Origin of the sequence: Roseivirga sp. UBA838 (assembly GCF_002296035.1) — a bacterium.
In the GTDB taxonomy this organism is placed as follows: Bacteria; Bacteroidota; Bacteroidia; order Cytophagales; family Cyclobacteriaceae; genus Roseivirga; species Roseivirga thermotolerans.
This window is the reverse complement of sequence record NZ_DBHC01000020.1, coordinates 197,853-219,862: the sequence shown is the minus strand read 5'-3', so window position 1 is coordinate 219,862 and position 22,010 is coordinate 197,853. Positions and strand designations below refer to the sequence as shown.

Annotated in this window: 20 protein-coding genes; 5 read left to right on the top strand and 15 right to left on the bottom strand. The window is 40.7% G+C overall.

Annotation, left to right across the window (positions count from 1 at the left end; translation table 11 throughout):
• Positions 1 to 2: 2 nt before the first annotated feature.
• Complete coding sequence (locus B3O12_RS08080) at positions 3 to 755, bottom strand: Hpt domain-containing response regulator (RefSeq protein WP_189629549.1); 753 nt, start codon at positions 753 to 755, stop codon at positions 3 to 5.
• Positions 756 to 798: 43 nt separating this feature from the next.
• Between B3O12_RS08080 and miaA the strand changes: the two genes are divergently transcribed.
• Entirely contained in the window at positions 799 to 1,731 is a 933-nt protein-coding gene (gene miaA / locus B3O12_RS08075; protein WP_286755926.1) for a tRNA (adenosine(37)-N6)-dimethylallyltransferase MiaA, read from the top strand.
• Here miaA and B3O12_RS08070 read toward each other — a convergent pair.
• A complete protein-coding gene (locus tag B3O12_RS08070; protein WP_286746287.1) occupies positions 1,705 to 2,145 on the bottom strand; it encodes a hypothetical protein in 441 nt (146 codons plus the stop codon). The two genes, miaA and B3O12_RS08070, sit on opposite strands and share 27 nt — an antisense overlap.
• Before the next feature lie 72 nt (positions 2,146 to 2,217).
• Between B3O12_RS08070 and B3O12_RS08065 the strand changes: the two genes are divergently transcribed.
• Entirely contained in the window at positions 2,218 to 3,531 is a 1,314-nt protein-coding gene (locus B3O12_RS08065; protein WP_286755925.1) for a glycosyltransferase family 4 protein, read from the top strand.
• Here B3O12_RS08065 and B3O12_RS08060 read toward each other — a convergent pair.
• From B3O12_RS08060 to B3O12_RS08035, 6 genes are all read right to left on the bottom strand, one after another.
• Positions 3,517 to 4,992: a polysaccharide biosynthesis C-terminal domain-containing protein gene (locus B3O12_RS08060; RefSeq protein WP_286755924.1), complete on the bottom strand. Its 1,476-nt coding sequence runs from the start codon at positions 4,990 to 4,992 to the stop codon at positions 3,517 to 3,519. The genes B3O12_RS08065 and B3O12_RS08060 overlap by 15 nt on opposite strands.
• A 75-nt stretch (positions 4,993 to 5,067) precedes the next feature.
• Positions 5,068 to 6,459 carry a tail fiber domain-containing protein gene (locus B3O12_RS08055; protein ID WP_286755923.1) on the bottom strand — a complete coding sequence of 464 codons (1,392 nt, stop codon included), beginning with the start codon at positions 6,457 to 6,459 and terminating at the stop codon, positions 5,068 to 5,070.
• A gap of 30 nt (positions 6,460 to 6,489) precedes the next feature.
• Positions 6,490 to 7,215 carry a polysaccharide deacetylase family protein gene (locus B3O12_RS08050; protein ID WP_286755921.1) on the bottom strand — a complete coding sequence of 242 codons (726 nt, stop codon included), beginning with the start codon at positions 7,213 to 7,215 and terminating at the stop codon, positions 6,490 to 6,492.
• A complete protein-coding gene (locus B3O12_RS08045) occupies positions 7,193 to 7,822 on the bottom strand; it encodes a TylF/MycF/NovP-related O-methyltransferase (RefSeq protein WP_286755919.1) in 630 nt (209 codons plus the stop codon). Before B3O12_RS08045 ends, B3O12_RS08050 begins: the two co-directional genes overlap by 23 nt.
• 110 nt (positions 7,823 to 7,932) lie before the next feature.
• Positions 7,933 to 9,720, bottom strand: coding sequence for an HAD-IIIC family phosphatase (locus B3O12_RS08040; protein ID WP_286755917.1), 1,788 nt, complete (start codon positions 9,718 to 9,720; stop codon positions 7,933 to 7,935).
• A complete protein-coding gene (locus B3O12_RS08035; RefSeq protein ID WP_286755916.1) occupies positions 9,713 to 10,444 on the bottom strand; it encodes a hypothetical protein in 732 nt (243 codons plus the stop codon). The genes B3O12_RS08040 and B3O12_RS08035 overlap by 8 nt, the downstream gene beginning before the upstream one ends.
• Positions 10,445 to 10,521: 77 nt before the next feature.
• Here B3O12_RS08035 and B3O12_RS08030 point away from each other — a divergent pair, with 77 nt between their 5' ends.
• Positions 10,522 to 11,733, top strand: coding sequence for a glycosyltransferase family 4 protein (locus B3O12_RS08030; RefSeq protein WP_286755914.1), 1,212 nt, complete (start codon positions 10,522 to 10,524; stop codon positions 11,731 to 11,733).
• Here the strand turns inward: B3O12_RS08030 and B3O12_RS08025 are convergent.
• On the bottom strand, positions 11,720 to 14,164 hold the full coding sequence (locus B3O12_RS08025) for a YfhO family protein (RefSeq protein ID WP_286755912.1): 2,445 nt from the start codon (positions 14,162 to 14,164) through the stop codon (positions 11,720 to 11,722). The two genes, B3O12_RS08030 and B3O12_RS08025, sit on opposite strands and share 14 nt — an antisense overlap.
• Positions 14,165 to 14,306: 142 nt before the next feature.
• Between B3O12_RS08025 and ffh the strand changes: the two genes are divergently transcribed.
• Positions 14,307 to 15,641 (top strand): signal recognition particle protein, encoded by a 1,335-nt coding sequence (gene ffh, locus B3O12_RS08020; protein ID WP_189629557.1) that lies wholly within the window; start codon positions 14,307 to 14,309, stop codon positions 15,639 to 15,641.
• A 164-nt stretch (positions 15,642 to 15,805) separates the two neighbouring features.
• On the opposite strand, the gene B3O12_RS08015 is transcribed toward ffh, so the two are convergent.
• The 4 genes from B3O12_RS08015 to B3O12_RS08000 form a co-directional block, all read right to left on the bottom strand.
• The gene (locus B3O12_RS08015) at positions 15,806 to 16,453 is read right to left on the bottom strand and encodes a hypothetical protein (RefSeq protein ID WP_286755911.1); all 648 of its coding nucleotides are present in this window, start codon (positions 16,451 to 16,453) and stop codon (positions 15,806 to 15,808) included.
• Between the two features lie 144 nt (positions 16,454 to 16,597).
• Entirely contained in the window at positions 16,598 to 17,098 is a 501-nt protein-coding gene (locus tag B3O12_RS08010) for a uridine kinase family protein (protein ID WP_189629560.1), read from the bottom strand.
• A 299-nt stretch (positions 17,099 to 17,397) separates the two neighbouring features.
• The gene (locus B3O12_RS08005) at positions 17,398 to 18,375 is read right to left on the bottom strand and encodes a pyruvate dehydrogenase complex E1 component subunit beta (protein ID WP_189629561.1); all 978 of its coding nucleotides are present in this window, start codon (positions 18,373 to 18,375) and stop codon (positions 17,398 to 17,400) included.
• Between the two features lie 133 nt (positions 18,376 to 18,508).
• A complete protein-coding gene (locus B3O12_RS08000) occupies positions 18,509 to 20,302 on the bottom strand; it encodes a tetratricopeptide repeat protein (RefSeq protein ID WP_286755910.1) in 1,794 nt (597 codons plus the stop codon).
• Positions 20,303 to 20,426: 124 nt separating this feature from the next.
• Between B3O12_RS08000 and B3O12_RS07995 the strand changes: the two genes are divergently transcribed.
• On the top strand, positions 20,427 to 20,645 hold the full coding sequence (locus B3O12_RS07995; RefSeq protein ID WP_189629563.1) for a PspC domain-containing protein: 219 nt from the start codon (positions 20,427 to 20,429) through the stop codon (positions 20,643 to 20,645).
• Here B3O12_RS07995 and B3O12_RS07990 read toward each other — a convergent pair.
• Both B3O12_RS07990 and B3O12_RS07985 read right to left on the bottom strand, forming a co-directional pair.
• The gene (locus B3O12_RS07990) at positions 20,642 to 21,661 is read right to left on the bottom strand and encodes a glycosyltransferase family 2 protein (RefSeq protein ID WP_286755909.1); all 1,020 of its coding nucleotides are present in this window, start codon (positions 21,659 to 21,661) and stop codon (positions 20,642 to 20,644) included. The genes B3O12_RS07995 and B3O12_RS07990 overlap by 4 nt on opposite strands.
• Entirely contained in the window at positions 21,661 to 21,993 is a 333-nt protein-coding gene (locus B3O12_RS07985) for a YbaB/EbfC family nucleoid-associated protein (RefSeq protein ID WP_189629565.1), read from the bottom strand. The genes B3O12_RS07990 and B3O12_RS07985 overlap by 1 nt, the downstream gene beginning before the upstream one ends.
• Positions 21,994 to 22,010 lie beyond the last annotated feature (17 nt).

Below are 22,010 nucleotides of genomic sequence, written 5' to 3'. Positions count from 1 at the left end.
AACTAATAAATCTTTAACAGTCTTCTATGGTCTTTAAAAAGAAAGTCGCCATATTCTAAAAATTCATCGAGAATAGAAACAGCCCTATCCCATTTTTCTTCTTTAATGTATGACTCTATGGTAGAGGCCATAGAAGAAAGAGTGGTGAATCCGAAAGAACCAGCATTTCCTTTTATATTATGCAAGATACTCAAAATTTCAGTGTACTTATGATTGCTCTTTAAAAATGAAATTGATTGAAGATTTGATTTAGTCTCTTCAACAAATTCATCGATTAATAAGAGTAGTGAGTCTTTATCGGTGTATCTAAGTAGGTCCTGAATTACTTCTTCGTCTACATGTTCATCTTCCTGAAAGGGGCTGGCCCCGTTGGTCTTGCTAAAATTGGTAATCCAGTATTTAATGGTTTCTACCAATACGTTAGGTTTTACAGGTTTCAGAATGTAATCGTTAAAGCCAAATTCAATGATTTGCTTCTTATCGGCATTATCCGAGAAAGCAGTTATTGCTAAAACAGGGCAATATAAACCAAATTCTTCTTTAATTCGGTTGTAGCACTCAAAACCATCCATTTCGGGCATCTGAATGTCTACTAAAATCAAATCGAACTGGCGTAATCGTAATTCTTCCAGAGCCCTATACCCGCTTTCTACTAATACGGGTTCCAGGCTGTTGTTGGAAAGTACTGATTTTAGATATTTTCTATTAATGTCATTGTCATCAATGACCAGAATGCTGTTGTGTCTATTATTCATACTGCAATTTCAATTATAATATATTTGGGTGCGTAAATTCAACATGAGCTCAATAAAAAAGCACTTAATATGTATTGTGGGGCCAACAGCCGTAGGTAAAACGGCATTGGCCATAGAAGTTGCTGAATACTTTCAAACTGAAATACTATCAGCAGACTCCAGGCAATTTTACAGAGAACTTGAAATTGGTACTGCAAAGCCTAACGCTCAAGAATTGAGCCGAGTATCGCATCATTTTATAAATTCTCATTCTATTCATGATTCTTACGATGTTGGAAAGTTCGAAAAGGACGCTCTGCGCTTAATAGAACAACTCCATAGCCAACATGATGTTTTGGTATTGGTGGGCGGATCGGGACTTTTTGTGAATGCCGTTTGTCATGGATTGGACGAGTTTCCCGAAGTGCCCGGGGAGGTAAGACAAAAACTGAATGATGAACTGGAAGAGAACGGTTTGAGCCCGTTGGTAGAAGAGCTGAAAAGAACAGACCCTGAATATGCAGCTGTTGTTGACTTGCACAACCCGCAGCGAGTTATTAGAGCCCTTGAAGTAATACGCGTCAGCGGTAGACCATTTTCTCATTTTAGGAAAAACCAGAACAAAAAACACCGACCGTTCTGCGTTCATAAAATTGGACTGCACATGGAAAGAGAAAAACTCTATGAGCGTATTGATGCGCGCATGGATGCCATGATTGAGCAAGGGCTTTTTGAAGAAGCAGAAAAACTGTTGGCTTTGGAGCATCTGAACGCGTTGCAAACCGTGGGGTATCAGGAGATTTTTCCTTACCTAAAGGGAGAATACAGTAGGGAGGAGGCTATTCGGTTGCTCAAAAGAAACTCAAGGAGATATGCCAAACGGCAGCTTACGTGGTTTAGAAGGGATTCAGAAGTACAATGGTTTAAACCTGATTCTGCCGAAGAAGTAGTCTCTTATCTCAAAGAACAGTTAAAATTGTCTGAAACCGAATGCTGAGGCTACTGCCGAAGCAGGCGATTTGCCAATGAAAGAGTTGTACTCCTTGGCTTTGGCCTTTAGGTTTTGAATAAGCTCTTGCTGTCTATGATTGAGCGCATTTAATTTATGAGCTAGGTCTTCATTGGCGAGTTGCTTGGTGGCTTGCTCTAATTCTTCGATGAATTCTTCTTCTTTTTTATAACTCTGAAACCTGTCTGTAGAGGTTTTTCGAAGCTTTTCGGCAAGCTCTTGCAGAGCGGGGTTGTTCTGTTCGTGTTGTAAAACCAGTTGTTTCCTTTCGCGACTGTTGGCTGCCATGGCATCAATAACCCGGTTAAGGTTGGCCTTTCTTGGCTTTATTTGATTGTATGTATAGAGAGTGTAAAGTAATATTAAGCCTAATAAAGCGACAAAAAGTGGTAAAAAGCCCATGGTAGATTCGTTGAGTTTGACCTGTATTGATGGCTGAAATAAGATTTTTTTCTTCTTAATTGCAAGTCTACTATGGAGCGCACTAATTCTGGCAATACTCAACAACTAACCCCAAAAGAGCTAAAGCCTGTTCTTATTGTAACCTATTATTGGCCGCCTAGCGGAGGAGCCGGAGTGCAGCGTTGGCTCAAGTTTAGCAAGTACCTGCCTTCTTATGGATGGAGACCTATAATTTTTACTCCGGAAAACCCTGATTTCGACCTGAAAGATGAATCGTTGGTTCATGATATTCACCCGGAAGTGGAAGTGCTGAAGTTTCCCATTTGGGAACCATACAGTATTTTCAAGAAATTATCGGGGCAAAAGGAGCTAAAACAAGGGCAAATTTTGGAAGACGCCAACAATAGCCTTCTGAAGCAATTAGCTGTTTGGCTTCGTGGAAATTTATTTGTGCCCGACCCCAAAATATTTTGGGTAAAACCGGCATCTAACTATTTACTGAGTATTCTGGAGACCAACCATATAAGGCATGTGATAACCACCGGGCCACCTCATAGTTTGCATCTTATTGGTAAACGACTAAAGATGAAAGTGCCATCGCTTACCTGGGTAGCAGATTTTAGAGATCCATGGACACAATGGGAGATTCTTCAGGAAATGAAAATTACAGCTCCCCTTTGGAAACGCCACCAAAAGCTGGAACAGGAAGTTATAAAAGTGTCTGACGCACTGTTGGTAACTAGCCAAAGCGCAAGAGATGAGTTTAAGCGGCTTGGGGCACGTTCGGTAAAAGTAATTACTAATGGATATGACGATGCTGACGAAATGCCCGAACAGCTTAATCGTGATCAAAAGTTTATTCTAAGCCATGTTGGAATGCTCAGTAGGCAAAGGAATCCGAAAAACCTATGGAAGGCAATAGATGCTTTGGCAGTGACACACGCTGATATGGCACTTAAACTAATTGGGATTTTAAGTGATGAAGTGCGCAACGAGGTGGAGCAGCATGTGGCTTTAAAGAAGTGTACTACCATTGAGCCCTCCGTGCCCCATCAGGAGGTTTTTTCTTTGTACGCTCAAAGCAATGTGCTCATACTTATTCAAACTCAAACAGAAAGGCTCCAAACGCAACTTCCAGGTAAGCTTTTTGAATATTTGAGAGCAAAGAAGCCCATTTTGGCTATTGGTGATGTGCACAGTGATTTGGCGACTATTCTTAGGGAGTGTAATGCTGGAAAGTGCTTCGATTATGATGACTATACTGGCATAAAGGAGTTTTTGGAAGCAGCCCATGAACAGCAATTGGATTTGACCTATGAAAATATTGAGCAGTATAGCAGGCACCAGCTCACGGGGCAACTTGCCACTTGGTTAGCGCAGATTTGATTTCTCCAAAACCTGATGGATCAGATTGTTAAATTCATCAGACACTTTTAGCCAATAAGCCAAGCCAAGCACAAAGAAAGCAATCATGGCAGAGCGAAGCACTAAATCCAATAAAGGATTGTTGAAAGGCACAACCAAGCTATTTAAAATCAATGCGCCTGCTGCAATGGCCAACAGCACTAGTGTTTTTGAGTTGAAAGGCTGTATGCCAAACTTATACCATACAAAAATATACTTGGTTAGGTTAAAGGTGAGCATGGCTAAAAAGGAAGCCACAGCTGCACCCTCTATGCCAAAAAGTGGAATAAGCCAAAGGTTTAAGAGAATAGTAAGCACGGCCAAAACGGCCACTGCAACAACATTAAACTGAAAGTATTTAGACATGACAATGATTTCGCCATTGGTGCCAAAAGCCATGTCGGAAAGCTTACCTAAGCCAATAAAGAGCACTACATTAACTCCGGTCAGATAGGCCTCGTTATTGGGGATGAATGCATAAATATTGCTCAAATTAGCCCAGATGCCAATAAGAAGCAGCGAGCCGATTAACAACTGATTGATTGATGTTTGTTGGTAAAGTTTTTTTACCGCAGCCATGTCATGCTTATTAAAAGATTGAGCCAGCAAGGCTGAGCTCAGTTGTGCGATGGCTCTTTTGGGCATTTCAATGACTATTCCAATAAAGAAAGCTATGGTATAAATACCGGTTTCCTCCAGCCCCAGGCTACCACTAATCATTACACTATCAATTTGAAGTATTATTTGAGTGCCTCCGGCTCCTATAAGAGAAAATAAGCCATAATGTACAATCCGTTTCAACCGGCCTTGCTTTAGAAACCCAAAGTCTAACGAAAAATGGAGCTCTCTATTTCTGGCAAAATGAATAAGAAGACCCAAAAGTACGGTTCCATATATGGCTATGAGAAGATAAACAAGTTGGTTGAACCGCAGATAGCCAAAACCATAGCACAGCAGAAAAGCCATAGTTAGCACTCTCAGACCAATGTCTTTCATTAGGGTTGGAAAAACTATTTTTAATAGGCTTCTGGAATAAGCTTCTAGCAATTGAAAGAGTATAATCAGGTAAGATACAATGAATGTCACCTGCAAATATTCTACAAAAAGAGGAGATTCTCTGGAGAAGTAGTTTACAATTTGCCGTTGAAAGACCCCGGTAAACCCGCACAGTAAGAGGAACCCCATGGTTCCACCAACGAGGGCAGCGGCAAGGTAGCCCTTCTTGTGTTTAAACTCAGGGTAGAATTTTATGAAGCTCTGGGCCAGGCCCATTTGGCCAAATGTAGCCAGTAAATAAGCCGTACTTTGTATCAGTCGAAACAGTCCAACTTGTTCGGTGCCTAGAAAATAAGGGTATAGCCATAAGACATTTACATAGCCAATAGCTACTCCAAAGTAGGAGATGATTGAGGACCGTATGCTTTGTTTGATGATTATGCCCATCTACATCACAAAAATGATCAAAAAAAGTGGCTCAAATGATTTTGAGCCACTTAATATTGAATATTCTTGGAATGGTTAACGCACAATCATTTTCTTGGTATCATAAACTTTTCCATCAAGAAGTAGGGTGTAGAAGTAGACTCCAGATTTCATGTTGCCTTTCTCAATAATGATGCTCTCTCTCTTATTTCTTGCCTTAATTTCTTTTTCCATAATTACATTTCCATCACCATCATATAAGGCAAGAGTGGCATTATGAATATTAGCCGGTATTAGGAAGTCTACGTTCGTCTCATCACTAAAAGGGTTTGGGTAATTGGTTGAAAAAATAAGACCATCTGACTCATCCTTATTTTTTATAGATTGTCCTTCCTTGCTCATAGCCAGGATCAAGTTGCTAAGTTCAGTGATTTGAACTTGTTGCTCCTTTAGGGCTTCAACCAGTACTGGAATCAATCCAGTATAATTCAAAGCGTAATCTCCATTAGAGTCCACTTGAGCAAGTTCAGGAAAATATTCAGCAACTTCCTGCGCAATAAAACCATACTGCTTTTTGTCATTAAAACCCATGTCATTAAACTCTTCCGTTCTCCAGTAATAGGTTTTCCCTTGGAGGTTTAGTATTTTATCAAGCGATCCATCCAGTCTTTGAATATTTTTTTTATACCGCTTATCTGATAGGAATGTGTTGGTCAAAGATCTAATATCTCCATTAACGGTAAACTTGCTTGAAGGGCTTGAAGTACCAACACCCACATTTGTCCCAGTATCATAAATTTGGGTACATGCAAAATCTCCATTCGTATCAACTTTTACAACTGTGTTGCCATCAAAACATAAAGGGGCTTGAGACCCTCCCCCAAAAAATGACATTGCTTTTCGATTAACATTACCATTATTGTCCGTTACCAATACATATGTGCCGCCTGTGGTTGTGCTTAGACTTTCGAATCTCACCCCACCTCCATTAACATGTAGCCTGGCAGTAGGGGACGTAGTATTGAGTCCCAAGTAGCCGTTGGCTAGCATCTTCATTCTACTGGCGTCACCATTTAACCATTCGAACAGAGGTCTTGTTGATACCTGACTATAGCTATTCTCATTCCATGGAAAAAGACTCCCGGATGGAGCACTAAGGTTAATATTATTGCGAATATCAGCTCTGAATTCTATTAGGGCTGTAGAACCATTGTCAATGCCTGAAGAAATGGATGCATGAAGACTTGTGACAATTCGATTGTCACTTTGTCTATGTGCCCAGATTGCGGGTACAAATTGGTTTTCATAATGCGTGGCATTTGTTATTTCTAAAAAGTCTGTTGTCAATCCTGATGTGCTAAACCTAGCTACTCTTTCGGCAGTTAAATAGGAGGAAGGTGCGGTTATATTGTGATATTGTCCGTTTAATTGGGAGGTGATTATAGTTGTCATTGCTGCAACGATAACTATAAATGTGATGTGTTTCATGATAGAATTTTTTCAATAAAAAAATAAAAATTAATCACTTATACAAGAGATTCCTTCTTTAATATTGAAGCATTTGATATCTAGTTGCAAAACACTCTTAACAACCTCTTCGAAGTACTCAGTCGAGCAACCATATTCTGAAAAATTGTTTTGAACATCATGGGTATAAAAAATCAACCAACCTCCATTTGCCTTTAGATCTTTCAATTCTTGTCTAATAGATTGAATTGAGTTAGTGGATTCATACAACTTAATGGCTTTGAGGTTATTGAGATCTATTTTGCCTCTATTGATCCCAGTCGTTATCCCTCTGCTTGACTTAAATCTATTTTTGGTAAGTCTTCTAGAAAGAATGGTTTGTTCTCCAAATGGAAATGAGTAATTGAGTAAAGGTTGGTGGGGGAATATTTGTTGAAAAGCTTCTTCATTTTTTAGAACATCTTGATATAGCCTCTTACCGGATGTATTAAAGGAATGCAAATGGCTAAAGGTGTGGCAAGCTAATTCATGACCCTGCTCTAAAGCATTTTTAAGGTCGGAAGAAGTAAAGTATCCTTCTCGATTTAAGAGGGACATTGAGATATAATATGTACCATTTAGTCCATGCTTTTTTAGAATATCTCCCCCATTAACAAAAGCAGACAGAGGTGCATCATCAAATGTGAAAGTTACAAATGCTTTATCTTCAGCAAGGTTTATTGTTTTTTTGAATAGAAGCTCAGACAGAGCCTTTTCAATTTTGTGCTTGAACTTCATTGGTAATTTGAATGGCTACTTGTCTATAATTGTTAATTGCTCCAATGAGTTTAGAGTCAAAATGCTTTCCCATTGTTTTTTCAAATATTTTGAATGCTAGATATTCATCTTTGTAACTGGAGAACTCGTCAAATATCAGAATATCTCCAGATTTTATGAGTGGCTGAATCTGAAATAACACATAAAGAGTAGAGCTAAATAAGTCAGCATCCAAATGGTATATTGCTTGACGATCGGCTATGTCAAGAGATTTGAAAAAGGGGCTAACTGTATCTTGAAACCATCCTTTAATAAAAGATACCCTTGAATCATTAATCTGAGGTAACTCCCCTCTAGTGTTGAAATGACCCTGGGCTTTATCTTCCCAGCTTTCAGGGAGGCCTGTGAAAGAATCAAAACCAAAAAAACGTGATGCTGAATTTACGTTTCTATTGGACCAATGGCTGATCATTTCACCTTGAGCTACTCCAAATTCAAAGTAGTCAATCGGTAAAGATGGAGATGCGTGATTTTCAATAATGTAGTCATGAAGTTCAAATCTTCTGGTATATCGACTTTTGCTCTCATAATAGTCGTTGAAGATTTTAAGACTTCTCTGTTTATCCATCCACTTTAAGAAGTCTAGATAAAGGTATAGTTTGTTGAATAGTGTAGCTACTGGCAAAAAAGGTTTATAAAGACCAGTCTTAATAAGGATCGGATGAAGGGGCATTTTACTTAATTAATTATTGTTACGATTTCTTCCTTTTTTGTATAGTCCCCTTGGTTCATGCTCAAAAAATACAGACTCCCTTCTTTTTTGTCTAGGTGAAATCCAAGGTCGTCAAAAACCTGTGCTGAATATTTGTTTCTATCTGATCGCTTATATTTAACATAGAAGGTACCTCTTGGTAAGTATTTGTCAAGACAATGTTGTATGAAGGCGTGTTCCACTCTTTTACTTTGTATTCTACAACTGAACATTAAATCAACTAATGTATTCCTGTCCATAGCCTTCTCAATCAAAGCAAACCCAATAATTCCATAATCGCCAAATTTATCTCTGCAATGCATAACATATTTTTCATAACCGCCATGCTTACTAATTTCCTCTAATTCTTCCTTGGAGTAAACGTTGCCAGAAAAATTCATTTGGTTTGTTCTTTGTGTCAATTCATAGACTCTTTCGAAATTTTCGGGCTCTAAGTCGAATATTCGAAGTTGAATATCACATGATCTTAAAAAATTGATATAGTCACCTTTAAAGCGCTCTGAACTACTTTTTCTTTCTTTCTCGTCCAGATAAAATTTTCTTCTCTGTTTACTTTCTTCGGTATTTTTTAAGACCAACTCGTCTAGCTCCAGAATATCTCTGTATGCTACTGCGTCAAGTACTCTAATTTCTGGTATTGCATTCTGAACTTCTTCTCTTTCAAAAGGAGAATCATCAATGAACAGAAAAGTATTGATAGAGAAATTAAGATCTTCGGATAACTCCTTTATTGACTGGCTCTTAGGTCCCCAATGAATCTTGGGAAAGATAAAATATTTGTCAATCTTAAATTTCTTAAGAGTGCTTAAGGCTTCTTCCAAATTATTTTTACTGGCTACGGAGTTGATTATTCCTCCTTGGTCAAGCTTTTCTAGCACCTCTTCAATACCATCTTTTAACTTGAGGTTTTCCGCTCCATCTTCAACTAAAGTCCCATTCCAGATGGTGTTGTCTAAATCCCAAACAATACATTTGATCTTGTGCTTGCTAATGCTGCTATCTTCTTGTCGCTTTAGATCTACAAAACCCAATTCCCCAAAGTAGAGAATGTCATCTTCCGTTACATTTTCAGGAGTAATGTCAATTCTGAAGCTAGACTTTAGGTAAAGCCTTTTTTTAATTTCCTCAAATGGAATTAATTCACGGCAGTATCCTTGTTTAGCTTCAACTTTATATTGAAAGGGGATCAGAGAGTACTTTTCATCTTCACTTCTAATGGTCAAAGTGAAGAATATACTTGATTTTTGAGGGTTGTAAATTTCAATTATAAAAGAATCTGGAGACTCACCAGTTGAAATAGTGTTTTGTTTAAGGTAATTCTTTTTAATTGAATACCTTTTTTGAATAAATTTTTTTCTGAGAGTTCGATGTGGAATTAGATTGATTCTTTTAGCGACTTTAAGGTCATTAAGCTGGAGATTATTGGCTTTTGAGTGTTCTTCCAACATCATACTGCCTTGAGTTGAGAGCATGGCCCATTTCTTAAACGAGATTTTCAGAATTCTAAATCCTGAGTTGTCTTGAATTTTTATAGGTTCAATTCCATGCACGAAACGTTGGCACTTGCCATCAATTCGTGGTGAGTAAAGGCTACAGGTTTTAAAGCATGCAGGCATGGCACACTCTGTACAGTGCTCTGTCCAATGCAGGATAGACTTTTTTAGTATTGCTTTCTGTGTTTCCTGAAAGCATTTGGTAATGTCTTCCGGAAGATTTCCTTTAGAACTCTTACTATAAATTTCACTTTCAAACATTTGATCTTTTAGTAGATGGTTTTAGCCAAAAAGTAGTATCAGTAAGTCCTGAGGTAGTTTGGATTTTCGGCCAATCCTTTAGTGTTTCATGAACCAAATCATATCTCCTTCTTTCCGAATTGTCAAGTACTAATACACCACCTTCTTTTATTTTCGAGATGGCATTAACTGCACAGGTTGCTCTTGCTCTACCGTCAACAACAACCATGTCAAAATATTCATCTTTAAACCGAGTTATATAAGCTGAATAAGTTCTGAATAGTTCATCTTTTATGGGGTACTCTTCTGCAGAGAAATTTATTTGATCTAAGCTGCTAAGTCTTGTTGTTGGTAAAGGAACGTCAGGTTCAATTAAGACATACTCAACGTTGTTTATTTGTTCAGATAATAATTGTGCTTTAATTGTATTAAACCATGCTCGGTTGTGTTCTATGCTGACTACGTGTTTGCTCCGAGCACAGAAGAACTTAGTACTCGAACCACTGCCATATTCAAGAACTTTAGATTCCTTATTCAGAAGAAGCTCTAAGACCTTAACTGCATCTGGGTTCATCCAAGGTTTATCTGCATTGTACTTTCTGTACTTTTTATATTTCCTTTTCAGAATTGGTCTTCTGATTAAATAGATGACTTTATTAAAAAGGCCTTGCCTTACGGCAATATTCTCTTCTTCGAAAGGGTGGCCTAGTACGGTCTTTTCTATTTTGTGAAATGTATTTTGCATTAGTGTTCGAAACTAATAAATCATAGCATAAAAAAGCATTTGCTTTGATATTTTAAACAGATAATCAATCTTGCCACATGCGCATTGCCTTTTTTTTGGATCAATCTTTTCCACCTGATTCGAGAGTTGAAAATGAGGCTCATTCTTTAATTCAAGCAGGCCACCAGGTTCATTTATTTTCCCTCAATTATAAGAAGCTTTCTCCTTCAAGGGTTACAATCAATGGCATAGAGGTTTACAGATGCAAGGCGGGTAAACTACTCTATAAGGCCTCGGCTCTGGCTTATGAATGGGGTTACTTTCATAATAGCCTTAGGGAACCGATTAAGGAGTTCATTGAGGAGATCAGACCAGATGCACTTCATGTGCATGATATGTTACTCGCCAAGGCAGTAATGGATGTGAATGATCGGTATTATAGGCTACCTCTCACGTTGGATTTGCACGAGAACAGACCCGAGATTATGCAATACTACCCGCATTTACAAAAATTCCCTGCCAAGCATCTGGTGAAAATCGACCTGTGGAAAAGCGCTCAGAATGAACTCATCAGGAGGGCTGATAAGGTGGTAATGGTTACCCCTGAGGCAATCGATGTGGCTGTTAGAGACACGCAGGAGCCTAGATCCAAGTTCTTGGCAGTGGCCAACACAATTTCGCCCGAAATTTACTGGAATTACCCCATTGATACGAAGGTGGTAAAGCGGTTTAAAAAGGGCTTCGATGTTGTTTATGTGGGTGACACGGGCTTGCGGAGAGGAACAGATACAGCAGTAAGGGCAATGCAAAAGGTGGTGAAGTATATTCCACAGGCTCAGCTGGTTCTTGTAGGTAAAAGCACCGAGGATAGTCAGCTGAAACAACTGGTGGCGGATTTGGGACTCGGAGCTCATGTGCTTTTTGAAGGCTGGCAGGATGTTTCACTTTTCCCTTCCTATATTAAAGGTGCTGAGGTTTGCATCTCTCCATTGCATAGAAACCTTCACCACGATACAACTCTAGCCAATAAGCTATTTCAATACATGGCCGGAGAAAGGGCAGTAGTAGCGAGTGATTGTCCGGCTCAGGTTTCAGTAGTTAACAAAGCCAAAGCAGGGTTGATATTTGAGGCAGCAAATCACGAACAATTAGCAACCTGCCTTTTAGAACTTTATAATAACCCCACATTGGCCAGAGAGTTTGGAGAGAATGGTAAGAAAGCTGTTGAATCAGAGTATAACTGGGATTGTACAGCTAAATCTCTTATTAATTATTATACTCAATTGTCAGAGGCACTCAATTTTCCCTAAGACTAAAATAAACACTTCCGGCAAAAGCTAACAAGACCATTAGGCTCATTACCTGCATCACGGTACTCCCTACAGAATAAATCTTTGGTTCAAAGCTGAACTCAATGGTATGATCGCCTGCAGGTATGGCCAGTGCTCTTAAAATGTAATTGGCTCTGAGCATGTCTACTTCTTCGCCATCAATGGTTACTCTAAAGCCCTTGGGGTAATGCACCTCCGAGAAAACAGCAAAACCATCGGATGTATTGGAGCTTTCATATTTCCAGTAACCCGGTTTGTATTCTACCAAATTAATGGTGCCGTTGGCTGATGTACTGAGCCCCTGAGGCACCTCACCGGCATTTACTATGGCTGTAATAGCCGGTGTGGTAAGGTTTCGGGTGGCATTGAATTCGCCATCGGCATCTTCCACATAGTTTAATTCTTTTACAAACCAAGCAGCACCAAGGGCATTTGGGTTTTGAATCACATCTCCGGCTGCTTGAGGGTCGGTAATAAAAAACCGTGTATTGAGCATGTTGAGGACCGGAGTCTGGCTAAAGTCCGGTATACTACCTGCATTAAGGGCTTGAGCAACCAATGAATATTCTGGTAGTATTACATTATCAATTAGCTCCTGATACCTTCTGATTCTTGCTCCGTGGTACCCGTTCACCAGATGATGGTGGTAGGCAGCTCTTGCACTGTAGAACTGTGCCGAAAGGTCTATAACTCTGTCCCCGTTCTTTTTGGTTTGCTTAATGTAACGGTCGGCAGGCGTCTCTGCAAAAACATTGCTTCTGAAGTTGGCGCTATAGTTGTCTTTGCCAATGAATCTGGCGCTCACAATTAATATTTCTGAGGAACCAATGACAACGAGAAGCAAGGTGGCCAACCCCTTTTTAAGTTTCCCTACCTTATAAAGGTAGAAGGTAAGAGCAAAAATGCCGATGAAGAAAAAAGCTCTCCATGCATCGGCAGAAAACAGGTCTTTACGGTCGTTTTTTAATGCCCGAGCAAGTTCTTGTGGAAGTTGGGAGTCATATGTACCTCTAAAGCTAAACATACCCGTACTCAGGCCAAGCAGCAGAGCCAAACCGGCTGTAGAGCCAAGCGCTATCCATAGTTTCTTTTGCAAGGTTTTGTCCCATTTAAGCTCCACCAGCTTTTGAAGTGCCATCATTCCCAGCAGGCCAATGGAGAAGATGGGCATCACCATTGTGAAGGTGACCGATCTAAACTTATTGTAACCGGGAAAATACTCGAACATAAAATTGTTGAACCAGCCAAGGTTGCGTCCATAACTCAGTAGAATGCCTAATATGGCCACAGAAACTAACCAGACCACATACTTACGCTCTACAAGAAAGCAGCCCAGTACAAACAGAAAAACCATAATGGCTCCGGCATAGTAGGTAGTAGGGCTCTCACTACCCCAGTAAGCCCTAAATCGCGGGTCATAATTTAAAAACTGACCCAATTGTAGGTTGTTTACTCCATTGGCTCGTAAAAAATCGGCAGTCTCAGAATCAGTAGAAAGAGGAGCATTACCGCCCAATGCATTAGGGATAAATAGGGTGAAAGGATCCCAAATACCATTGGAATACTGAAAGGCATATGTAGGTGAAAGGCCATCGGCATTCATTTCCTCATCCACCTGCTGAGAAAGTTCTGACTTCCCTCGGTTAGAATATTTACCATATTCATAGGTGGCATAAAACTCACCAAAGAAAGTACCAATGGCCATTAGCGCGGCTACAATTAAAAGACTCAACCGTTGCACATAAAGGCGCAACTGTCCTTCCCGGTAGGCATAGATGAGTTGTATTAGACCATAAATACCTATTATAAAGGCTAGGTAATAAGTAATCTGTAAGTGATTCACCCTTAGCTGCATTGCCAGGGCAAGGGCTGTAAGGCTTGCGCCCAGCCATTTGTTGCGGTTAAAGCAAAGGTGAATTCCTCCCATAACCAGTGGCATAAACGAAACAGCCGATATGCGGGCGTTATGACCGGCTGTGAGCCCGATAATGTTATAAGAAGATAAACCAAAAGCAACCGACCCTATCAGTGCCAGATATGGTTTAACTCTAAAACACAATAGCATAATGTAGAAAGAAAGCATGCTGGCAAAAATTATTCTTACCGGGTGAGGAAGCCCTACAGAATAAACAGCATGTGCATATTTAATAAGCTGATTGCCCCATTTCACACTGATAAGGTAAGCAGGCATGCCTCCAAATATAGAATTGGTCCATAAGCCTTCTTTGCCAGTAGCTTCTCTGTGTTCTATCAACTCCTGGGCACTTGCTTCCCATTGAATAATATCGCTCTGGTTCAGGTTTTTATTGTCGAAAAAGACCGGGTTGAAAAAGGCTACAGTGATTACCAAAAATGCCAGTACGGCTATCAGATGCGGCAACACATGTTGCGAAAAGTTGATCTTCTTCATGCTATCTATATCAATTTGCGACACAATATGTTCATTAGGCCACTAATAGAAAAGCCAAAGCCGCTATTTGTCTGTTTTACTCGGTTTAGCGGCTTTTTAAGACAGGAAAAATGGCTATTTTTGCAAGCCAAAAGTTGAAAGCATGTTTGAGAATTTAAGCGGCAAGCTAGATAAGGCCTTTAAGACCTTAAAAGGTCAGGGTTCGATCACAGAAATAAACGTAGCCACCACAGTCAAAGAGATCAGACGAGCACTGATTGATGCTGATGTTAACTATAAAGTAGCAAAGGAGGTAACCGACAAAATTAAAGAAGAGGCACTTGGCAGAGATGTACTCATATCGGTTTCTCCCGGCCAGCTACTTGTTAAGATCGTTAACGAAGAACTTACCCAAATGATGGGTGGCAAAAAGGTAGATATGACCCTGCAGGGAGATCCTGCGGTGGTGCTTATTTCCGGCTTGCAGGGTTCAGGTAAAACCACTTTTTCAGGTAAGCTTGCCCGAATGCTCAAATCACAAGGGCGACAGGTGTTGCTTACTGCCTGCGATATCTACCGTCCGGCTGCCATTGATCAGTTGAAGGTATTGGGAGAGCAAATTGGTGTGGAGGTTTATGCCGAGCCTGAGAATAAAAATGCTGTTGAAATTGCCAACAATGCCATTAAACATGCTAAGTCAACAGGGAAAAAGATCGTTATAGTCGATACAGCCGGTCGATTGGCGGTCGATGAGCAAATGATGCAAGAGATTGAAGGGCTCAAAAAAGCACTGAATCCTTCAGAAACCCTGTTTGTGGTCGATTCAATGACGGGTCAGGATGCTGTGAATACAGCTAAAACTTTCAACGAAAGGCTCGATTTTGACGGAGTAGTACTCACCAAACTCGATGGTGATACCCGCGGTGGTGCGGCCCTTTCGATCAGAACGGTAGTAGACAAACCCATTAAGTTCATTTCTACCGGAGAGAAGATGGAGGCTATTGATGTCTTCCATCCAGACCGTATGGCCAACCGAATATTGGGTATGGGCGATGTGGTGTCGTTGGTAGAAAAAGCGCAACAAACCTTTGATGAAGAAGAAGCCAAGAAGCTCAACAAAAAGATTCGCCAGAATAAGTTCGATTTTGATGATTTCTTGTCGCAGCTAGAGCAAATTAAGAAAATGGGTAACCTGAAAGACCTTATGGGTATGATACCCGGAATGGGAAAGGCTTTGAAGGGGCTTGATATTGATGACGATTCCTTTAAGCCGATTGAAGCCATTATCCGCTCAATGACTAAAGATGAGCGGGCTAACCCAGAGATTATTAATGGTAGCCGAAGAAAGCGAATTGCCGATGGCTCGGGTACTTCTATTCAGGAGGTAAATAACCTTATGAAGCAGTTTGCCGACATGCGAAAAATGATGAAAATGATGAATAAAGTAGGAGGCAAGCGAGCCATGCAAAGCCTGGCTCAAATGGGCGGCAGGAGATAAGCCTCAAGCATTTTCAGTGGATATTAACTAAGGAGTCCTCGTGAAAAACGAGGACTTTTTTTATGGACGCAGAAATGATAAGATTATGGTTTTGATAGGCCAAATTCCTCCATCATTACCGGTTTTTGACAGACCTTTTACCATGACCATTAAATTGGCCGTTTTCATTGTTCTTCTGCGGGTTCTGCCACAAGCCCTCTAGACTCTTTGTACGATTCCCATTTTATCCATGCCATTTGGTGATCATAGTCGGCTGTTTGAAAGGTGAGCTTGTAGCGCTTTCGGTTGTCGTCTAACAAGGTAGTGTTGCTTGCCGCCTGTATTTTTATACTGTCCGGTTTCTTATTCACCCGGTATTCAATGTCCATGCTGTCGGCTTTCCATCGAAGAATGTAGTGATCCAGATTCTCGTTGATCCGGTATTTGCCTTTTTGATACGATAATATCCGTTCCGATTCTAAAAGCTTTTTATTGTGATAGTCAGTAATATAAATCTTAGCCATTCCGTAGCGGTTGAGGAACTCTTGAGTCTTGTCTTCGCGCAGATAGACCTGGATTTTAACTAATAAGCTATCGATAAAGTATAGGTTAATATCTTCTATGAAGTACGATTCTACCAGGTAGTCCAGGCGGTGAAGCTTGTATATGCTAAAATCATCAGTGTAAAACTCGCCATAGTGTTTGAACACCCGCAAATCCAAATCTTTCAGGTGTTGATTGAGCTCTAGCGAAGAAAATTGAAAGTAGTAACCCGGCATTTCAGCCAATACACGGGTGATGGGTTCTTCTTTTTTGGGCTCGGATTCTACCATTCTTTTTGACGAATCGGGCTCTTTTTGTGGGGGGGTGCAGCCCAATAAGACAACAGAGAGAATTGGTATAACTATGAAATACTTCAAATTAACTAATTATTTCGTTAAATAAAGTGTTTCTATTTCTTAAATCCAAAAGCGTAATTAAATAAGTTGTGCGGCTAAGAGTACCTGTTGAGCGTCAATAGTTTCCGTGCCGCTAAGCATAATATCAGGAGTTATTTTGTGAGGGTTATGATATTTGAGGTGAGAATGCCAAACATGCTCTAAAAACCACTCCGGTTCATTACCCCAGCGGGTTTCCTTCATACGTCTCTGCAGATAGGTTTCGTAGGGAATGTCTATGGCAATGGTAAGAGAGGCGTTTTTTATTATTTGTAGATCTGTGAAAGCAAAAATGCCTTCAGCGACTACATAGCGATTTTCATTCAAAGAACTGTCGATGGTGTTTCTCCATCTGTTCCAGTCGATTGAATCGGGGGTTTCCCAATCAATCCTGTCTTTAATGGTGGGTATTTCCGATTGGGCTTTCACAAATTCATCCTGATCCAGATGGATGGAATCATGCAGCAGGGCACATAGTTCTTTCGAAAATGACGATTTTCCCGATCGGCTGACTCCCGCTACTAAAATCAGTTGACCCATCTGTTGATTTTAAACCTTACTTTCTCTCTTTTATGAGTTTCCATGGAGTACATCTTTATGTTGCTTTGTACTTCAGGGAAATTAATCTATGTGCTTGTTGGTGCTCTGAGCTAGAGCCTTTTCAACAGTAGGCAATTTAAAGGGTGTTTTGAATTATGAGAAAGAATCCATTTGTTTTCTGCGTTCAAAGAGCCCTCAATTAAGTAGGGGAGATGGGTATAATATTTTCTCCTATGGCGTTGATGAGCATAAAAAAAGCCCTGTCAGTTCCGACAGGGCTTTTTTTAAGTTTTTTCTTACTATCTGTACATAACTGCATCTACCGCGTCTAGTGTCCGCTTTACATTGGGTAGAATGGCATCGATGAGCGTAGGGGCGTAAGGCAACGGAAGATCCATGCTGTTTACCCTTTTTACAGGTGCGTCCAGATAATCGAAGGCATCTTTTTGTACGTTGAAGGCAATATCGGTTGAAATAGAAGCCAGTGGCCAGGCTTCTTCAACAATCACCAATCGATTGGTTTTCTTAACGGAGCCTATAACAGTTTTATAGTCAATGGGGCGTACTGATCGTAGATCAATTACTTCTGCACTAATGTCTTTTTTGGCCAGTTCGTCTGCTGCTTCAATGGCAATCTTCATCATTTTACCGAAGGAAACGAGTGTTACATCGCTACCCTCTTTTACAATATTGGCCTGGCCAATAGGCAAGAGGTATTCTCCCTCAGGTACTTCTCCTTTATCGCCATACATGAGCTCAGACTCCATAAAGATAACCGGGTCTTCATCTCTTATAGACGACTTGAGCAAACCTTTAGCATCGTAGGGGTTAGAAGGTACTACCACTTTGAGTCCGGGGGTATTGGCATACCAGTTTTCAAAGTTTTGAGAATGCTGAGAGCTTAGCATTCCGGCATTACCGGTTGGTCCTCTAAAAACTATAGGCATTGGAAACTGACCACCTGACATAGACATCATTTTGGCGGCTGAGTTAATAACCTGGTCTATGGCCACCAACGAGAAGTTGAAGGTCATAAATTCAATGATCGGACGCAGGCCATTCATGGCTGCTCCAACACCAATTCCTGCAAAGCCCAGTTCGGCAATAGGGGTATCTATAACTCTTTCCGGTCCAAACTCATCGAGCATGCCCTGGCTCACTTTGTAAGCACCATTGTATTCAGCAACTTCTTCTCCCATGAGAAAGACTTTTTGGTCTCTTCTCATTTCCTCAGACATGGCTTCCCTTAAGGCTTCTCTGAATTGTATTTCTCTCATTGAACTTGGTTTTTAGCGGGCGTAAAAATACACAATCAGGGTTCAAATCCCAATATAGAATTGCTTTAGAATTGGGTATAAAAAAAGCCCCGAATGTGATTCGGGGCTTTCGAGTATTTTTTTAATGATTTACTTATTTCAGTAAGTCAAGAAATGCTTGTGAGCCAGTGTATTGTCTAAACTCAAGGTCGTTAGCAGCTTTAGCTCTCAAAGAAGCATCGGCACTAATGGCATTTCTCAGGTGCTCAATTACTTTGTTCTCGTTGTCCTGACGGGCAGCGGCAACTGCAGCAGCATAGTGAGCAACTACATAACCTCTGTCGCTGCTAATTACACTTTCCAAAGTAGACTGTGCATTTCTGAAGTCTTTTCTCAACAACTGTACAAGGCCTTTGTTGAACTGGTCTACAGAACGGTTAGTAGCTCTGTTCAATGAACCAATGGCAAGATCGTAACGACCTACTTTGATTTCTACAGCTCCTTTGGCACCGTTAATACCCTGGCTTACTTCGTTGCCTGGGTTCATTCCGGCTGCTTTTGTAAGCGCATCGTGTGCTCCCCAAAGGTTGCCTTGCATAGCTAGAGCCATACCAATGTTGGCTTGAGCATATACGTTAGCTTGTTTTTGGTTAGAAATATTGAAGTGGTTCAATGCAGTTCTAACATGGTTAGTCATTTCTCTGCCAGAAGTTTGCATGGCTAACTGTAGGTGTACAGCACCTAAGTTGTTGTGTACTACGTAAGTATCGCTTTTCTTGGCAGCAGCTTCGTAGATTTTTTGCTTTTCAGTAAGTGAAGGGTTGTTGGCAGCAGCATAAAGCAATTCTTCAAGAGAAAGAGCGCTTGCCGAAGCCGAACCGTTAGCTATTTGAGTAGCCAGCGTAGCAATTTCTTCTCTCGATTTCTTTGGCTTCACAGTCAACACTTCTGTTTTAGCTGTTCTAAGCTTAGGGTAGATGTCTTTAAACACTTTGTTGTAAGTGCTTAGTTTTTGTAGCTGCTTTTCTTTTTGCTCAAATGAACCGGCTCCATTGATAATGTTAGTCCACTCTGCTTTTTGAGCCGCAGTGATACCATCGTAGCTGGCAAGCATAGATTTTAGACCGTTCCAGTCCTGAACAATTGGCTTAAGAATAAATCTGATCTGATCAGCCATGCCTTTGTAGTCATACTGATCCATTTTTTCTCTATACCACTTTTCAATGGCGGCAGCTCTTTCCTGAGAAAGCTCTGAGTTGAATGTTTCTCTACCTTCAGGAGAGTGAGTACCGGTAATGGTAACAGTTCTTGTTACGTTTTTCTCGGCAATAAAGGCAGCAAAACGCTCACCTCTGTCACTGTTTTTCTCAGAAGTTTTGAATACCGATTTTCCCTGATCGAAGTAGAACTCTACGTTAGTAGGGATCAATTCTTCCTGATCGTTGTAACCGTGAGGGGCATAAGAGGCATAGTAAGAAGACTGTACCAGTCTTGAGGTAGTGATTACGCCATCGGCAATGCCAAGTCGCTCGGTCTCAAGGTAGTTGCCGTTCTTAGGGTTTAGTGCACGGCCTTGAACCAGAAGATTACCTCTTTCCATACCCTCTACAAATGGGAAGGCATAGGTTTCGGTTTTCTTTGGTTGTTCGGTACCAGCATTAGGGTAGTCAACTTCTCTGAACTCTATGGTTTTTAGCTGACGCTCTTGTGTTCCGTAGGTATAGAAAGTATTCAGTTGGTACACCTTGCCTGGTTTAAGCATTTTAACCGGAAGGTTGGCAGATAACTCGAATCTTACAGTGTCTGCATGTACCTCAAGTGGGCTTGGAGTCACCGTTAGTTGTTGATCTTTGGCCATTTTCTTCATGGTGCTGAGTGCACAGCCCGTGAATGAGAAGATGCCCACAAGTGCAACTAGAAAAAACTTTTTAGCAGTTCGGGTTTTCATAAGAATTTTGATTGTTTTCGTCTGTTTAAGCCTGATTTAGCAGGCTGCAAGTTTAATAATTTTTTAGTACTTTCCGATTTCACCAATTGGAATTTGTTTCTAAATTGGTACATCTTTTAGCTAAATGGAAAGAATTCAGCAGTTTTTTGAGAATCAGGCCTTTGGGGTATGCACCAAACTAGGGGAGAAGCTCAATCTTTCTACCTCTAGCATCCGTTTGTTTTTCATTTACTCTTCTTTTCTAACCTTTGGCTCCCCTCTCATTGTTTATTTGGGTTTGGCCTATATCATCAACATTAGAAAACATCTTAGAAGAAGACAAAACCCTGTTTGGTATAATTAGGATAGGTTTTTTCGGTTCAGATTGGCAAACACTTTCCGGCCTTTTACAAAATACTGCCAGGTTATAAACCCTCGGTAGATTGGAATGTTGGGTAAACTTTGGCTTTTCTTGCTTCTTTTAGCCCATGTTCTTCTCATATACCAAAAAGTGCTCAAGTGGGCGTGCAGAATGGCCAGGCCGTGTTGTGGGCCGCTTTGTACAGAAAACTTGAATACAGCTACCCAATCCAGGGCTAAGCGCAAAGGGAATTTCCACAGCAGGTGGCCAATGGTTTCGTTTTTAATGAGCAGGCTTAGGCCATTTCTAAAGTTGAGGTAAGTTTTTTTGGGTTTCGACTTGTCTAATGTGCCTCCACCCAAATGAAATACGATGCTTTCGGTTGCTACACTCACCTGAAACCCGGCATTCCAAATGCGCCAACAGAGATCTATTTCTTCCATATGGGCAAAAAAGTCTTCATCGAGACCGCCAAGTTTTAGGTAGGTTTTGCGGTGCACGAAAAGGCAGCTGCCCGAGGCCCAAAAAATGGGAGTGTTGGTGTTATACTGGCCGTTGTCTTTTTCGAGCGTTTCAAAAATCCGGCCGCGACAAAAAGGGTAGCCCATCCAATCGATATAACCACCGGCAGCTCCGGCATATTCGAAAGTATCTTTCTTCTTATAATCGAGTATTTTGGGTTGAAGGGCCTTAATGGTTCTGTTTTGTTCTAGCAACTGTAAGGGAGCATGAATCCACCCTTTGGTTACTTCCACATCGGTATTGAGTAGCACCACATACTCAGACTCAATTAGGGGTAGTGCTTTGTTGTAACCACCGCAAAAACCATGATTTTGAGAAAAAGCAATGGTTTTTACGGAAGGAAAATTTGCCTTTACCCACTGGAGTGAATCATCGGTAGAGCCATTGTCTACCAGGTATACGGTGTGTGGTTGGCTGTGTGCAACTACCGATGGTAAGAATGTTTCCAGGTGGGCTCTCCCATTGTAGTTGAGGAGAACAACAGAAAGTTTTTCCATTAAAATAAATTGCCCAGATCCATTCCGGGAATATTGGGCATAAGCCCCTCAGTACTTTTCTTAATTTCTTCTTTTGCCCGGATGTCGGCCTTTTCCATGGCATTGTTAATGGCCGCAACGGTAAGGTCCTGAAGCATTTCTTTGTCATCCTTGCTCAACAGGCTTTCGTCAATTTCAATAGAGACTACGCTTTTCTTGCCGTTTACAGTGGCTTTTACCATTCCTGCTCCGGCTTCACCGGTTTCTTCAATGAACTCCAGCTTCTCTTGGGCTTCTTTCATTTTGGCTTGCATCTCCTTCACCTTGCCCATCATTTTCATCATATCAAACATGGCCTGTATTTTTTGTC

Excerpts from the sequence above, each read along its gene's own strand:
- B3O12_RS08070 (WP_286746287.1), bottom strand. The coding sequence starts at position 2,145 with ATGGGCTTTTTACCACTTTTTGTCGCTTTATTAGGCTTAATATTACTT.
- B3O12_RS08080 (WP_189629549.1), bottom strand. The coding sequence starts at position 755 with ATGAATAATAGACACAACAGCATTCTGGTCATTGATGACAATGACATT.
- B3O12_RS08010 (WP_189629560.1), bottom strand. The coding sequence starts at position 17,098 with ATGGGTCAACTGATTTTAGTAGCGGGAGTCAGCCGATCGGGAAAATCG.
- B3O12_RS08035 (WP_286755916.1), bottom strand. The coding sequence starts at position 10,444 with ATGCAAAATACATTTCACAAAATAGAAAAGACCGTACTAGGCCACCCT.
- B3O12_RS08060 (WP_286755924.1), bottom strand. The coding sequence starts at position 4,992 with ATGGGCATAATCATCAAACAAAGCATACGGTCCTCAATCATCTCCTAC.
- B3O12_RS08025 (WP_286755912.1), bottom strand. The coding sequence starts at position 14,164 with ATGAAGAAGATCAACTTTTCGCAACATGTGTTGCCGCATCTGATAGCC.
- B3O12_RS08050 (WP_286755921.1), bottom strand. The coding sequence starts at position 7,215 with ATGAAGTTCAAGCACAAAATTGAAAAGGCTCTGTCTGAGCTTCTATTC.
- ffh (WP_189629557.1), top strand. The coding sequence starts at position 14,307 with ATGTTTGAGAATTTAAGCGGCAAGCTAGATAAGGCCTTTAAGACCTTA.
- B3O12_RS07990 (WP_286755909.1), bottom strand. The coding sequence starts at position 21,661 with ATGGAAAAACTTTCTGTTGTTCTCCTCAACTACAATGGGAGAGCCCAC.
- B3O12_RS08005 (WP_189629561.1), bottom strand. The coding sequence starts at position 18,375 with ATGAGAGAAATACAATTCAGAGAAGCCTTAAGGGAAGCCATGTCTGAG.
- miaA (WP_286755926.1), top strand. The coding sequence starts at position 799 with ATGAGCTCAATAAAAAAGCACTTAATATGTATTGTGGGGCCAACAGCC.
- B3O12_RS08045 (WP_286755919.1), bottom strand. The coding sequence starts at position 7,822 with ATGGATAAACAGAGAAGTCTTAAAATCTTCAACGACTATTATGAGAGC.
- B3O12_RS08040 (WP_286755917.1), bottom strand. The coding sequence starts at position 9,720 with ATGTTTGAAAGTGAAATTTATAGTAAGAGTTCTAAAGGAAATCTTCCG.
- B3O12_RS08015 (WP_286755911.1), bottom strand. The coding sequence starts at position 16,453 with ATGGTAGAATCCGAGCCCAAAAAAGAAGAACCCATCACCCGTGTATTG.
- B3O12_RS07985 (WP_189629565.1), bottom strand. The coding sequence starts at position 21,993 with ATGTTTGATATGATGAAAATGATGGGCAAGGTGAAGGAGATGCAAGCC.
- B3O12_RS08030 (WP_286755914.1), top strand. The coding sequence starts at position 10,522 with ATGCGCATTGCCTTTTTTTTGGATCAATCTTTTCCACCTGATTCGAGA.
- B3O12_RS07995 (WP_189629563.1), top strand. The coding sequence starts at position 20,427 with ATGGAAAGAATTCAGCAGTTTTTTGAGAATCAGGCCTTTGGGGTATGC.
- B3O12_RS08055 (WP_286755923.1), bottom strand. The coding sequence starts at position 6,459 with ATGAAACACATCACATTTATAGTTATCGTTGCAGCAATGACAACTATA.
- B3O12_RS08065 (WP_286755925.1), top strand. The coding sequence starts at position 2,218 with ATGGAGCGCACTAATTCTGGCAATACTCAACAACTAACCCCAAAAGAG.
- B3O12_RS08000 (WP_286755910.1), bottom strand. The coding sequence starts at position 20,302 with ATGAAAACCCGAACTGCTAAAAAGTTTTTTCTAGTTGCACTTGTGGGC.